General features: G+C 42.0%; 14 protein-coding genes. 3 read left to right on the top strand and 11 right to left on the bottom strand.

The genetic code is table 11. The features are described from left to right. Window positions 1-59: 59 nt before the first annotated feature. The 9 genes from WA256_RS18465 to WA256_RS18425 all read right to left on the bottom strand — a co-directional run bounded on the left by WA256_RS18465 (window position 60) and on the right by WA256_RS18425 (window position 7,899). The gene (locus WA256_RS18465) at window positions 60-278 is read right to left on the bottom strand and encodes an EF-hand domain-containing protein (RefSeq protein ID WP_054563774.1); all 219 of its coding nucleotides are present in this window, start codon (window positions 276-278) and stop codon (window positions 60-62) included. Window positions 279-364: 86 nt separating this feature from the next. Next, window positions 365-580, bottom strand: coding sequence for a calmodulin (locus tag WA256_RS18460; RefSeq protein WP_335992799.1), 216 nt, complete (start codon window positions 578-580; stop codon window positions 365-367). A 140-nt stretch (window positions 581-720) separates the two neighbouring features. Continuing rightward, window positions 721-933 (bottom strand): calmodulin, encoded by a 213-nt coding sequence (locus tag WA256_RS18455; RefSeq protein ID WP_054554776.1) that lies wholly within the window; start codon window positions 931-933, stop codon window positions 721-723. A 67-nt stretch (window positions 934-1,000) separates the two neighbouring features. Beyond that, window positions 1,001-1,210 carry a calmodulin gene (locus WA256_RS18450; protein WP_054563772.1) on the bottom strand — a complete coding sequence of 70 codons (210 nt, stop codon included), beginning with the start codon at window positions 1,208-1,210 and terminating at the stop codon, window positions 1,001-1,003. Between the two features lie 469 nt (window positions 1,211-1,679). After that, window positions 1,680-2,336 (bottom strand): flagellar brake protein, encoded by a 657-nt coding sequence (locus WA256_RS18445; RefSeq protein ID WP_332394127.1) that lies wholly within the window; start codon window positions 2,334-2,336, stop codon window positions 1,680-1,682. 38 nt (window positions 2,337-2,374) lie between these two features. Next, window positions 2,375-3,826 (bottom strand): TrkH family potassium uptake protein, encoded by a 1,452-nt coding sequence (locus tag WA256_RS18440; protein WP_054563770.1) that lies wholly within the window; start codon window positions 3,824-3,826, stop codon window positions 2,375-2,377. 95 nt (window positions 3,827-3,921) lie between these two features. After that, window positions 3,922-4,539, bottom strand: a complete 618-nt coding sequence (locus WA256_RS18435) for a YigZ family protein (RefSeq protein ID WP_062564605.1) — start codon at window positions 4,537-4,539, stop codon at window positions 3,922-3,924. Window positions 4,540-4,596: 57 nt separating this feature from the next. Next, complete coding sequence (gene pepQ / locus WA256_RS18430) at window positions 4,597-5,919, bottom strand: Xaa-Pro dipeptidase (RefSeq protein WP_058583681.1); 1,323 nt, start codon at window positions 5,917-5,919, stop codon at window positions 4,597-4,599. Between the two features lie 93 nt (window positions 5,920-6,012). Continuing rightward, window positions 6,013-7,899: a transglycosylase SLT domain-containing protein gene (locus WA256_RS18425; protein ID WP_054563767.1), complete on the bottom strand. Its 1,887-nt coding sequence runs from the start codon at window positions 7,897-7,899 to the stop codon at window positions 6,013-6,015. Window positions 7,900-8,094: 195 nt separating this feature from the next. Here WA256_RS18425 and fadB point away from each other — a divergent pair, with 195 nt between their 5' ends. From fadB to tusA, 3 genes are all read left to right on the top strand, one after another. Next, window positions 8,095-10,254 carry a fatty acid oxidation complex subunit alpha FadB gene (fadB, locus tag WA256_RS18420; RefSeq protein WP_335992798.1) on the top strand — a complete coding sequence of 720 codons (2,160 nt, stop codon included), beginning with the start codon at window positions 8,095-8,097 and terminating at the stop codon, window positions 10,252-10,254. A 5-nt stretch (window positions 10,255-10,259) separates the two neighbouring features. Further along, a complete protein-coding gene (gene fadA / locus WA256_RS18415) occupies window positions 10,260-11,426 on the top strand; it encodes an acetyl-CoA C-acyltransferase FadA (protein WP_054554784.1) in 1,167 nt (388 codons plus the stop codon). Window positions 11,427-11,579: 153 nt separating this feature from the next. Further along, window positions 11,580-11,819 carry a sulfurtransferase TusA gene (tusA, locus tag WA256_RS18410; protein WP_054554785.1) on the top strand — a complete coding sequence of 80 codons (240 nt, stop codon included), beginning with the start codon at window positions 11,580-11,582 and terminating at the stop codon, window positions 11,817-11,819. A 129-nt stretch (window positions 11,820-11,948) separates the two neighbouring features. Here the strand turns inward: tusA and WA256_RS18405 are convergent, their stop codons facing one another. Both WA256_RS18405 and glyS read right to left on the bottom strand, forming a co-directional pair. Continuing rightward, window positions 11,949-12,398 (bottom strand): hypothetical protein, encoded by a 450-nt coding sequence (locus tag WA256_RS18405; RefSeq protein ID WP_135923090.1) that lies wholly within the window; start codon window positions 12,396-12,398, stop codon window positions 11,949-11,951. Between the two features lie 61 nt (window positions 12,399-12,459). Beyond that, complete coding sequence (gene glyS, locus WA256_RS18400) at window positions 12,460-14,529, bottom strand: glycine--tRNA ligase subunit beta (RefSeq protein WP_335992797.1); 2,070 nt, start codon at window positions 14,527-14,529, stop codon at window positions 12,460-12,462. Window positions 14,530-14,535: the final 6 nt, after the last annotated feature.

Raw genomic sequence — 14,535 nt, 5'->3', positions numbered from 1 at the left:
AGCCATGACAGCTGCTTTACGACTCTTGAAGTGAAAGTACCTAACTTTTCTAAAAGATTCTATTGAATTTGAGCGAACTCTTCTTTTGAAAGTTCGCCATTACCATCACTATCTAGCTCTGGAAATAACTTTTCAAGCTGCATATTTGCAGACGCTTCTTCTTTGCTGATCACACCATCACCGTCAGTATCGAATGTTGAAAAGCTTACGCCTTGTGCAAAGGCTGCTGATGACGTTGCTAGTGCTAAAATTGCGATTGTTGTGCTTAACTGTTTCATAATAACTACCTTAAATTTGAAAAGAGTGAAATCCGTTTCTGAGATCCCTGTTTAGTGGAAATTGGTATAACTACGTATTAATTCAGTTATTCGGCTTCAGAGAACTCAGCTTCTGTAAGAACGCCGTCGCCATTCACGTCTAATGTTTTAAACTGCGACATAATTTTTGCGTCAACGGCTGCTTCACTTTTGCTAACCACGCCGTTACCGTCTACGTCTAAAGTGTCAAAATCAGTTGCTGCAAAAACTGCTGAAGAAGATGCAAGTGCGATTAAAGCTAATGTTTTGTTTACTGTTTTCATAATCATATTCCTTCAATTTTAAGAGTGTTAGCTGATCACACTTCCAGTGTTGTCCTTTGTCATGGATTCCCTTATCCATTTAGGCTGTCTTTGGCAGCTCAGAACTAATCAGCTAAATAAACTGGTTTTGCTTAATCACATTAAGCTTTTGAAAATTCTTGTTTCGATAACTCACCGTTACCGTCAGTGTCTAATTCACTGAATTTGCTCATTAGCTCTGCATCTACCGATGCTTCGCTTTGGCTGATAACACCATTGCCATCAACATCTAGAGTATCGAAATCACTCATCGCAAACGCTGCTGATGAAGATACAAGTGCCATAAGTGCTAGTGTTTTATTTACTGTGTTCATAATGTCATTCCTTCAAAATGTGTTGTCTTGAGTTAGAAGTCCCTTTCAGTGTGTCCTTACAATGAAATTAAGCTTTTGAGTACTCTTGTTTAGACAGCTCACCGTTGCCGTCTGTATCAAGCTCTTTAAATTGGCTCATTAACGTTTCGCTTACTGATGCTTCGCTTTTGCTGATAGCGCCATCCCCATTAACATCCAGTGTGTCAAAGTCAGCGGCAAACGCTGCTGATGAAGTTGCAAGAGCTACAAGTGCTAAAGTTTTGTGTAACGTTTTCATAATCACTATTCCTTCAATGTTGTCTCAACTGTGATAAAGGATATGTTCCTGAATCAGTTTTTCTCTGTGTTCGCTAAGACTATTTTCAACTTCGATGCCAAAGTTAAAAAGAACAATAAAATCAGTGTATTAAATTAAAATATCGAGAATTAGGGGGAAATAACGCGATTTATTTGTTGCTGTTTTGCAACAAGCTCGGTGGTTGGTTTTACGCTTCTTTTAAAATCAATAAGTTACAAAGATTAAAATGGAGACAATAGCGATTAACTCGGATTAGAAAACAGAAAAATTAGAAATTTGAAAATAAACTCTATCTGAACAACAAAACTTAAAGAAAAAAATCGAAATTAATTTAATTAATAAAACATTGATTTAATTGGTTATTTGAATTTATTAATAAATTAATTTTGATATTTATAGGGTTAAATCGGGGGAAATAGCCATTTTGTTGCAAAATGGCGAATTGGTATTAGTTATCCAACACTGAAAGGTCAATTAAGTGCTCTTTCATAAACGCTTTCATTTCATCTTCACTCGTATCAAGCTGTACACCGAACATAAAACCGCCTGCTCTTTTGCGCACGCTACATACTGTGCCATTAAACTCACGTTTACTAAGTGTGATTTGGCAGCTTTGCCCTTTAAAAGCGCTTAAGTTCTCCTTGCTATTAAGATCAAACTGCACGCCTGTTAGTGAAATATCTTTAATAAGCCCAGCCAATTTTTGCTCTGCAATGACTAAGTTTGCAGGGAATAACGTAGGAATACGTGCTTCACTACGTAAGCTATAAAGCTGCACTTGCTTAGGAAACTCGAGAAAAATTAAACGGTGAGGATGCGATGCCAAGGCGCTTATTTGCTGACGAAAAGCAATTACTTGCCCACCACCCGCTTCAAGTACCGCGCGTATAACGACCATCACCCCATCTTTGATGAAATCACTACCATTTGCTAAACGCTTTGCTGATGGGTAATTGATAATGATGTACTGATCATTCATCAAACCAATAAATTCTGTTTTTACGCGTTTACTGTCGGTTGGTGTGGTAATTTCAACATCTACCAAGCTACCCGCAGGGATACAGGTTAGCTTTTCTAGATTACGTTGTTTTTGAGTTTTTGGCACAGTAATGCCTCCACTTCTAGATAATCACCTTACTATGTTTAGCCTCGCCAGAAGGTTGGCGTAAACAACACTAACAGGGTGAATATTTCTAAACGACCAAATACCATCGCAATAGTAAGTAGCCATTTTGCCGTATCAGAAATCGCTCCGTAATGAGCAGCGACTTCACCTAAACCTGGGCCTAAGTTATTTAAGCAAGCAGCTGTTGCTGAGAATGCACTGATGTTATCCATGCCGGTGCCCATCAGCGCCAACATAATAATGACGAACACTAACGCATACGCAGAGAAGAAGCCCCAAACAGCTTCTACAACTTTATCTGGAAGTGCTTTTCGGCCTAATTTAATTGAATAAATAGCTCTTGGGTGCACAAGACGATTGAGCTCACGAATACCTTGTAAGTAAAGTAAGAACACTCGCACGACCTTCATACCACCACCGGTAGAGCCGGCACAGCCGCCAATAAAACTTGAGAAGATAAGTAAAATAGGTAGGAACAGTGGCCATGCTGAGAAGTTGTCTGTCGCAAAGCCCGCGGTGGTACTCATTGATACCGCTTGGAACATAGCTTGATCGAGAGTCTCATCACCATCGGCATAGATATTATTTGAAGACAGTACAGTAAAGCAGACAATGACCAATGCTAATTGAATCAACAAGAACACTTTAAATTCAGGGTCGCGTAAATAAACACGAATATTGCGTGAAGCTACCGCCGCATAATGCAGCGAGAAGTTAATGGCTGCAATCAGCAAAAACACTACGCAAATAAAGTTAATTAATGGGCTATCAAACTGCCCCATTGATGCATCGTAGGTAGAGAAGCCGCCTATCGCAATCGTAGAGAACGCATGACAGATTGCATCAAACCAATCCATTCCTGCAGCCCAATACGCAAGCGTACAGGCTATCGTCAGCGATACATAGATATACCAAAGATGCTTTGCGGTATCGGCAATACGCGGTGTCATTTTTGAGTCTTTAACCGGACCAGGTGTTTCTGCACGGTATAGCTGCATGCCACCGACCCCTAGCATAGGCAATACCGCAACCGCGAGTACGATGATCCCCATACCACCTAGCCATTGCAGTTGCTGGCGATAAAAGAGGACTGATTTAGGTAGGTATTCTATGCCCGTAAGTACGGTAGCCCCTGTTGTTGTCAGCCCAGAAAAGGCCTCAAATACGGAGTCAGCTAAGGAAAGATTAGGCTCTTGTAAGAACACTAAAGGCACCGCAGCGAAGGTACCTAGTACCAACCAGAACAAGACTACAATCAAGAAGCCTTCACGGGCTTTAAGATCACCATGCTCATGACGGTTTGGATAATAAGCCGCTAAACCAATCACAACACTAAAGATAAAAGCGAGAACGAATGGCACACCACCACCGTCTTTGTAGATCAAAGACACCAGTGCCGGTGGCACCATAGTGATACTAAATAACGCCACCAGCTGGCCGAGAATTTTTATTATGGTACGAAATTGCATCTAGGCGTATCGCTTTCTTATTAAATGTTTAGCTAATACAGTTTATTGTCTTACAGCCTTAATTGTAAGTAAACGGAATGTATTATTTTTACATTTCAAACTTTTCTGACTTTTAGGCTAACTTCGCCATGAGTCAATTCATGGATATCATCAATCGCTTGCTCTGCCTGACGGCTATCGATTTCAATTTGCCATGTGATGTTCTCTGCAAATTGTTTTTCGATATTAAGCACCTGATACTGATTTTTTAATAACTGCTCAATTGCACCTTGTACGCTGTAATCACTTTGGCCAACCAGTTCAACACTCGGTACCTTGGTAATGGTTTTAAGCTCTCGCATGGCATTATTTAAACTACCGCCGTATGCGCGAACTAGCCCACCTGTACCAAGCTTGATGCCCCCGAAATAACGGGTTACCACCGCTGTAATTTCACCAATACCAGAGCCTGTTAATACATTAAGCATTGGCTTACCTGCTGTGCCATTGGGCTCACCATCATCAGAAAAGCCATACACATGACTACCACCGGGATTACCCGCAACATGTGCCCAGCAATTATGACGAGCATCGCTGTATTTATCTTGAATCTCTTTGATAAAGGCTTTTGCTGCCGCAAGATCTGGGGTGTGGGCAATATGCACAATAAAGGTGCTTTTCTTGATTTCTTCTTGGTAAAAAACCGGCTCAGCCGGATATTGGTATTCAGACATAATTGCTTATCTAAAAAAATGGGGCCTATTGGCCCCAATATTCACTAACCTTTATCGTTAATCTAAGTGTAGATCACGAGTCATGTTTTCTAGGCTATCTTCATGAACGATAATATTATCTTCAATACGGATACCGCCAAATGGCTTAAACTCTTCAACTTTTTCCCAGTTAATAAACTGTTTGTTGTCAGTTTGCGCAAGGTCACCTAATAACGAGTCGATAAAGTATAAACCAGGTTCAATAGTAAATACTTGGTTCTTTTCGATTAAGCGAGTGCAACGTAGGAACGGATGACCTTCAGGTGGTGCTTGGTGCGCACCTGTATCATCAGCCATAAAGCCACCCATATCGTGAACTTGTAAACCAAGATGATGACCAAGACCATGCGGGAAGAACGTCGACGTAATACCACGCTCAACAATTTCAGCGGCTGGTAACTTCACAATATTAAAGTCGCTTAGTACTTGCGCTACACGCTGGTGACAATCTAAATGCAATTCACCGTATAACAAACCAGGCTTTAATGCTTTACCTAAAGCGATTTGATGCTCAGTCATTACTTTAATTAAGTCGCTAAACTCACCTGACTTTTTAAAGTCATAAGTACGTGTGATATCAGCAGCATAACCATTAAAGTTTGCACCTGCGTCAATAAGGAAAGAGTGATGCGTTTGCGGCGCTTTAGGCTCAAAATGCGTGTAATGTAAAATTGCACAATTCTCATTTAGTGCAACGATATTGCCGTAAGGCATCTCGTTTTCACTCTGGCGGGTAGCCATGAGGTAAGCTTGCTGAATATCAAACTCTGAACCACCAGCAAAAAACGTATCGCGTGCTGCTTTGTGGCCATCTACCGCGATACGGTTAGCTTGGCGTAAACACTCAAGCTCATACTGCGTTTTATAAGCACGATGAAAATGAAGGTAGTTCATAACTGGCTCTGGGTTCATAATACTAAAGCCCAGCGCTTGCGCTACTTCTAGGTATTCACCGATATAGGCAAACTTTTCTTTATCGTAAGGCAGTAGCTTTTCTACCTGATCTGGCTGTACTAATAATTCAATATCAAAATACTCAGCCCAAAAATCACGTGGTTCGTCAGGCACTTTATGCCAAAAGTCCACTGGACGATAAAAAATCAGTTTCGGCTTAGATGCACCATCAACCACAATCCAACAATGTGGGTTGTCGATCACAGGTAACCAAGCTTTAAATTGCGGATTCACCTTAAACGGATAATACATGTCATCTAAAAACTGACGTTTAGCCTGACCTGAGTGAATTACTAACCCTTCTAAACCTTCACGCTCTGTAATTGTTCGAGTGCGTTGTTGCAAGGTTGCAATATGTTCGGCGTATAACACCGCTAATTTATCCATAGTAAACCCATCTTTAGTAAATTTAACTTGTTGGCAGTCTATCATAGCCAGCACTATCCCCCAACTGAGGGAGGATAGTGTGACAAATCGAGTTTAACCACCCATCGACATATCAAGAATTGGCGCTAGAACATTGCCATCGCGCCCTAATCGAGTGTGATAAACCTGTCTGTAAGCAAATACATTCTTAACGTAGTTTCGTGTTTCTGTATAAGGAATTAACTCAATCCACAGCTCAGCTGGCATAGCTTGCTCTGGGATCCAACGTTTAATACGATGATAACCCGCATTATAAGAAGCCGTTGCCAAGATTTCGTTGCCATGATTTTTCTTTTTCAAATACTGCAAATACTCACTACCTAGGCGAATATTAGTACGAGGCTGGTATAACTGTTTTCGTGATACAGAGCTTTTATTCATATACTTAGCAGTGCTTGGCAACAACTGCATTAAACCATGGGCATTGGCATGAGAACGCGCATCGGGCGCAAAAGAACTTTCACGGCGTGAAATTGCAATGCTCCAAGCAACATCAATATGGCTGCGACTGCTATATGTTGCAAATACATCTTTGAACGCAAATGGGAAACGTAAGTCGACATAGTCCCACTCTTTTAACTGCGCCAAGGTGTAGATAGTACTGTCGTACCAATCAAGTTCAGCAGCAAGCAATGACGCAGCAAGCTTTTCTTCTTTGGTTGATGTACCCGTTAAATAATTCCACTCACGACGCGCAGATGTAAAGCGCTCAAGCTCATATAAAGCACGAGCTCGCTTAAAGCCTGGAGCATTCGCCACTTCAAGCTTTAGCTTATTACTAATATTTATCTCTTTATTATTTAAGCTAACCGGAATACCTAAGCGTGCAGATGCTAAAAAGCCGTAATAATCACGCTCTTTAGCCACTGTTTGCCAGATTTCACGAGCACGCTCGACTTCACCACGTTGGTTTAAGCTATATGCCAACCAATATTGTTGACCTAGGCTCAGGTTTTCTTTGCCTGTAAAAAACGCCACAATACCAGACCAATCTTGTCTCTCTAACATATTGCCAAGTTGCCATTGCATTAACTTTCTAGTTTGACGGTCTTTAGGCACTTTATTTAACCAAAAGCGCGCTTGTTGGTGGCCACTTGAAGCAAGCGACAAGGCAAAACTGTAGTAAACATCCGCTTTTTGCTCGTCTGTGTAATCGAACATGGTTTCGAGCTTTTCCCAGGCACGCAGTGCAAGATCTTTATCTCGCCATACTAGGCGTTTAACTCCATAAATCGCAATCTGCCCTTCTTTAGCAGATTTTTTCTTGTAGCGATAAAGGCCCGCTGAAGCACTCGGATCTTTGCGTACCTTTAAATATAAATCAGCTAAATATTGGTCAGCACGAGGCAGTAATGTTTTTAAGTATGGAATTAAACTTGATGAGCCCCCTTCGGCAGCTAAGCTAATGCGCTGCCAAACCCGCTCTTCGGTCTGGTAACCTTTTTTCTTCCAAAGAGAGAACAACTTATCGCACTCTTTTGGTTGTGATTTTCCTACCACCCATAAATCAGTCACTTGATTCATGATGGCTTTTTCAGGCGCACCTAAGTCCAATTGAAAACTTAAATAAGGACAGGTCAATTCGTTATTGCTTGTTTCGCGATAGTTACGAATATAAGCCGCTTTTTTATTGTACTTTTTTAAGTAATTAAGCCATGCCTTACGTACAGGCCACTCTAGTGGCGTGTTTTGGTAAACATTGAGGTAGTTTTCGATTTCTGTCTGGTGTTTAAGGCTCGGATTACGTTGCCAATAAGCCTTTTCGACATAAGGCTTCAAAGGGTGATCAAGCCCACTTGCCGCCTCTTTCATGTCTTGATAATCACCGTAACGCGCCTTTTTTTCTGCTTTTAAAAAAGCGTCATGTTTATCGTTGGCTTCAGCTGCAAAAAAAGGAAAAAGTAATGCGGCAGCTGTCCAACCAAGGAGTTGTTTTTTCATGATGACCTTTAACAAAAATTAAAGAATTAATAACAAAAAACTTCTCCTACACCTTAGCACCAAACCAGCTATATTTTAACCAATCGCGATAAAGCGTAGTAATTTTTTCGTTGCATTTTCATTTTAAAGCAAGCACACTGATTGAAATGCAAACTCATCGTACCAGTCTTAGTTAATAAACTAGGGAGAATAATAATGTTATATAAAAGCGATTCATTTGAAGTTGCTTTCATCAAGGACAACATCGCCGAGTTTAAGTTCTGTGCAGACGGCTCAGTAAATAAACTTTCGCAGCAAACCTTGCAAGATTGCGCTTTAGCATTAAAAGAATTGGCAACAAACTCAGATATCAAAGGCATGGTGTTCACCAGCGATAAAGATCATTTCATTATCGGTGCCGACATTTTCGAATTTTTACCTACCTTCACTAAACCTCAAGAAGAACTTGTTGCATGGATCAAAAATGCAACTGACGTTTTTGATGCAATTGAAGATTTACCTTTCCCAACGCTAAGTGCTGTAAACGGCATGGCGCTTGGCGGTGGATGTGAGTGGGCACTTGCTACCGACTACCGCGTTGCTAGCTCTAACGCTAAAATTGGCCTACCTGAAGTTAAACTAGGCATCATGCCTGGTTTTGGTGGTACAGTTCGCCTTCCACGCCTTATTGGCGCTGATAATGCGATGACATGGATCACTACAGGTAAAGAAAACCGCGCTGCTGATGCCTTAAAAGTAGGTGCTTTTGACGCAGTAGTTAGTGCTGACAAACTTTTAGAGTCAAGTATTGCAACACTTGAGCAAGCAATTGCTGGCAAGCTAGATTGGCAAGCAAAACGACAAGTAAAATTACAGCCACTGAAAATGAACCGTGTTGAGCAAGGTATGAGCTTTGCGATGGCTGAAGGCATGGTAATGGGTCAGACAAAAGGTCACTACCCAGCACCTGTTATGGCTGTAAAAACAATCAAAGCTGCAGCAAACTGTGAACGCGCTGAAGCAATGGCGATTGAAAACGCTAACTTTGCTAAATTAGCAGCAACAAGCGAAGCTGCTGCACAAACAGGTATTTTCTTAGCTGACCAATACATTAAAGGTAAAGCGAAGAAGCAAGCTAAACACAGTGAACTTGAGATCAAACAAGCAGCTGTATTAGGCGCAGGTATTATGGGCGGCGGTATTGCATATCAGTCTGCTTATAAAGGCACACCTATTATCATGAAAGACATCAACCAAGATGCTCTTGATTTAGGTATGGGTGAAGCATCTAAGCTACTCGGCAAAAAAGTACAACGTGGCCATATGGCGATGGATAAGATGGTTGCTACCTTAGGCAAGATCAAACCAACACTAAACGATGCGGACCTACAAAGCGCAGACATCGTTGTTGAAGCTGTGGTTGAAAACCCTAAAGTGAAGCAAGCTGTTCTTGCGGGCCTTGAAAAAGACTTACCAGCGGGCACTATCCTAACTTCAAATACCTCAACAATTCGTATTGACGAGTTAGCATCGGCACTTGAAAAACCAGAAAATTTCTGTGGTATGCACTTCTTTAACCCAGTGCCAAAAATGCCATTAGTAGAAATCATTCGTGGTGAAAAAACATCAGAAGCTACTATTAATGCGGTTGTTGATTACGCATTAAAACTTGGTAAATCACCAATCGTTGTAAACGACTGTCCTGGTTTCTTTGTAAACCGCGTACTATTCCCTTACTTTGCAGGTTTCAGCAAACTTGTTGTTGAAGGTGCTGACTTCGCAAAAGTTGATAAAGTGATGGAAAACGTATTTGGCTGGCCTATGGGTCCTGCCTATCTTCTTGATGTTGTGGGTATCGATACAGCTTACCACTGCACTGGCGTAATGGCTGACGGCTTCCCTGAGCGTATGGCTCGTCAAGACAAAGACCCAGTAACTGTATTTGCAAACGAAAAACGTTTTGGTCAGAAAAATGGTGCTGGTTTCTACCAATACGCGCCAGACCGTCGTGGTCGCCTGAAAAAAGCAAAAGATGCAACAGCAACAGAGTTACTAAGTGCTATCACTGATGCACCTAAAGATTTCGACAAACAAGAAGTCATTGACCGTTGTATGATCCCTATGATCAACGAAGTACTACTTTGTTTACAAGAAGGTATCGTAGCGTCTCCACAAGAAGCTGACATGGCGCTAATTTACGGCATTGGTTTCCCTCCATTTAGAGGCGGTGCATTCCGTTACTTAGATCAAACTGGTTTAGCGAACTTTGTTGCGACAGCAGACAAATACGCTCACTTAGGTGCGATTTACCAAGTATCAGATGAAACTCGCAAGTGGGCCGAAGAAGGCCGTGTATTCTATAAGGTGGAAGGATAAGAAACATGAATAATCCAGTAATCGTAGATTGTATCCGCACACCAATGGGTCGTTCAAAGAACGGCGTATTCAAAAATAAGCGTGCGGAAGATTTAAGTGCTCACTTAATGAAAGGTTTGTTAGACCGTAACCCAGCCGTTGATCCAGCATCAATTGATGATATTTACTGGGGCTGTGTACAACAAACTTTAGAGCAAGGTTTTAACATTGCTCGTAACGCAGCACTACTAGCCGGTATCCCTCACTCAGTACCAGCTGTCACAGTTAACCGTTTATGTGGTTCATCAATGCAAGCATTACACGATGCAGCACGCGCGATTATGACTGGCGCTGGTGATACCTACATCATTGGTGGTGTTGAGCACATGGGTCACGTACCTATGACTCACGGTAATGATTTTCACCCAGGTCTATCGACGTCTGTAGCACAAGCTGCTGGCGTAATGGGTTTAACTGCAGAATACCTTGCTACGCTTCACGGCATTAGCCGCGAGCAACAAGATGAATTTGCTTACCGTTCACACCAACGTGCACACGCTGCAACTGTTGAAGGTCGTTTCCGTCGTGAAATCCTGCCAATGGAAGGTCACGATGCAGATGGTTCTTTAATCTTAGTTGAAGACGATGAAGTAATCCGTCCTGAGACAACTGTTGAAGGCTTATCGCAACTACGCCCTGTATTCAATCCAGCATCAGGTAGCGTAACCGCAGGTACTTCTTCTGCACTTTCTGACGGCGCGTCAGCAATGCTTGTAATGAGCGAAGAGAAAGCAAAAGAACTTGGTTTACCAATTCGCGCGCGTATTAAATCAATGGCTGTTGCAGGTTGCGATCCATCAATCATGGGTTACGGCCCTGTTCCTGCTTCGCAAAAAGCACTTCAACAAGCAGGTATCACTATTGACGATATCGATGTTGCAGAGCTTAACGAAGCATTCGCAGCACAATCTCTACCAGTGTTAAAAGACCTAGGTCTGATGGATGTGGTAGATGAAAAAGTTAACCTAAATGGTGGTGCAATTGCACTTGGTCACCCACTTGGTTGTTCTGGTTCACGTATTAGCACAACGCTTGTTCACCTAATGGAAGACAAGAACGCTAAATACGGTCTAGCAACTATGTGTATTGGTTTAGGCCAAGGTATTGCAACTGTATTTGAGCGCGTAGAATAACGAGCTCACACCAAACATCTTGGTGATAAAAAGGCGCACTGAATTGCTCAGTGCGCCTTTTTTATTTGCTTTGCTTTCACTTATTGAAACTGGCGGCAATAGAAAGTTAAAATAGCCGCTTAATAATCGTCTCTTTCACCTAAAAGGTCAGCCATGAGTTTTGATAATCCCGATCACCAATTAGATGCACTTGGCCTACGTTGTCCAGAACCTGTTATGATGGTGCGTGGCGCAGTACGAAAAATGAAAGATGGCGAAACCTTACTGATCATCGCCGATGACCCATCAACCACCCGCGATATCCCAAGCTTTTGTACTTTTATGGATCACACTCTCGTGGCAAAAGATGTAGAACAAGCACCGTACCGATACTTGGTGAAGAAAGGGTTATAACAACGAGTTTCGAGTTTCGAGTTTCGAGTTTCGAGTTTCGAGTTAATCAATTAAAATTAAAAGTGAGCATTTATCAATATTAAACGCTCACTCGATCGGCTTAAAACTGACAGCTGAAAGCTTATAGCTTTACTTTCGAGTTACTGTCACTTTTGGTTGATTGCTATTGCGGTAATCAAAGCTCACTACATACACGCCTTTTGCAGCGGGTTTAAAGCTGAAATAATTGTAGATGGTATTACAGTCGGCATTGGCGGCTTGGCCTAGAACCAATGATTGCCCTGCTGGGTCCATATCACTGTAACCACAGTTATAGCCTTCGCTAAAATCAGCATCTGCTACTTTGAATTCATATACCTTACCAGGCGTTGAAAACTTAACCTCGGTTTGGAATATGCCTGGTGCAACTTGCTCTAATTGATACTGCGGCTCGGCATCCCACAAGGTAAAATCACCACGTAAGTACATAGTACGGTCAAGCTCTTTGCTTGGCAGAATATCGTCGATGCTTGGCATTTGCATTTGGCTAGAACAGGCAGTTAATAAGCCTGCTAATGCTAAAGTAATTACACGTTTCATTACTGTTCCTTTTGCTACAAAAAAGCCAGCACTGAGCTGGCTTTTATTAATTGGCTACTGCTTACTTCTGAAGTACAGAAATATCAGCAATATCTAAAAACAGACGGCTTAGTTGGCTTAACAATGCTAAACGATTTTGTTTAACCGCTTCGTCATCAGCCATTACCATGACGTTATCGAAGAAGTTATCAACACTCTCACGGATACCCGCAAGTTGTGACAATGCTTCTTGGTAATCGCCATTTGCATATAAAGGTGCAAGCTCAGTTGCAAACTTAGCAACGTGTGACGCTAATACTTTTTCTGCGTCATCGCTTAATAGGCTCTCATTCACATCACCTTGTGTTGTGATGTCATTCTTAGCCAAGATGTTGCTTACTCGTTTATTTGCTGCTGCAAGCGCTTCTGCTGCGTCTAATGTACGGAAGTGACTTACCGCTTTAACACGGCGGTCGAAATCAACTGCTTTAGTTGGGCGACGTGCTAGCACTGCTTGAATGACATCAACTTCGATACCTTCATCTTGATACCATGCGCGGAAACGACCTAGCATAAACTCAAACACATCTGTTGATACGTTTAGGTTCGTTAGCTTTTCACCGAATAGCGTTTGTGATTTAGCAACAAGGTCTAAGATATCTAGCGGTAATGATTTTTCAACCATGATGCGTAATGCACCAATTGCTGCACGGCGAAGTGCAAATGGGTCTTTGTCGCCTTTTGGTGCTTGACCAATACCAAAAATACCCACCAGCGTATCAAACTTATCAGCAATAGCTACCGCACAGCTGATCACATTTGTTGGTAAGTTATCACCCGCGAAGCGAGGCATATATTGTTCGTTTTGCGCTAGTGCAACTTCTTCAGCTTCACCGTCGTGACGAGCGTAATGCATACCCATTACACCTTGTACGTCGGTAAACTCCATAACCATTTCGGTCATTAAATCTGTTTTACTTAGTAAACCTGCTCGTTTAGCAAGCTCAGCATCGGCACCTAATTGCTCAGCAATGTAACCTGCAAGTTCACTAATACGCTCAGATTTGTCTTTCAGCGTACCAAGTTGCTTTTGGAATAAAACAGTATCTAGAGACTCTAAGCGACTCTCTAGCGTTTTCTTCTTATCTGTTTCGTAGAAGAACTGCGCATCCGCTAAACGAGGACGAACAACTTTTTCGTTACCAGCAATTACCACGCTTGGATCTTTACTTTCGATATTAGAAACAAATAGGAACTTGTTAAGTAAGTTGCCATCTTGGTCTAATAGCGGGAAGTACTTTTGGTCGTCCTTCATGGTATAGATAAGCGCTTCTGAAGGAACATCTAAGAATGCTTCTTCGAATGTTGCAGTCAGCGTTACTGGCCATTCAACCAAGGATGTTACTTCTTCAAGTAAGTCTTCATCCATCGCTACTTTTGCATTTACAGCGCTAGCTGCTGCTTCAATCTGTTCACGAATTTGTGCTTTACGTGCTTCGAAGTCAGCGACAACGTAAGCAGATTTCAGCACATCAAACACATCGTCAGCGTGGTTGATTGTGACTTTTTCTGGATGATGGAAACGGTGACCTTGTAATTGGTTGCCAACTTGCTTACCAAGGATTTCGCCTTCGATTAGCGTGCTACCAAACAAAATAGTTGCAGTGTGTACTGGGCGAATAAATTGTGTTTTATTTGCCCCCCAACGCATTGGTTTAGGGATAGGTAATTTTGCAAGAGCTTTGTTTACTGCATCACTCATAAGCGATGTAGTTGCTTGACCTTCAACCTGTGCTTTATGTAATAACCAAGCGCCTTTATCTGTCTCAAGTGTTTGTGCATCGCTTACATCGATACCACAACCACGAGCCCAACCCATTGCTGCTTTAGTTGGATTACCATCGGCATCAAAAGCTGCTGCAACTGCAGGACCACGCTTTTCTACAACCTTGTCACTTTGTTTTGCTTCAAGTGCACTAACACGTAAACCTAAACGACGTGGTGATGCGTACCAGTTAACGCCTTGGTGATTTAATTCTAAGCTTGCAAGCTCAGTTGCTAAGTTCTCAGCAAACGACTCAGCAAGTTTACGAAGTGCTTTCGGTGGCAACTCTTCAGTGCCAATTTCTACTAATAAATTTTCTGCTGACATGCTAAT

The organism is Pseudoalteromonas sp. CH_XMU1449-3, assembly GCF_037027245.1.
GTDB lineage: Bacteria > Pseudomonadota > Gammaproteobacteria > Enterobacterales > Alteromonadaceae > Pseudoalteromonas > Pseudoalteromonas shioyasakiensis.
Note: the sequence above shows the minus strand (reverse complement) of the source record. Positions and strands in the feature narration are given on the sequence as shown.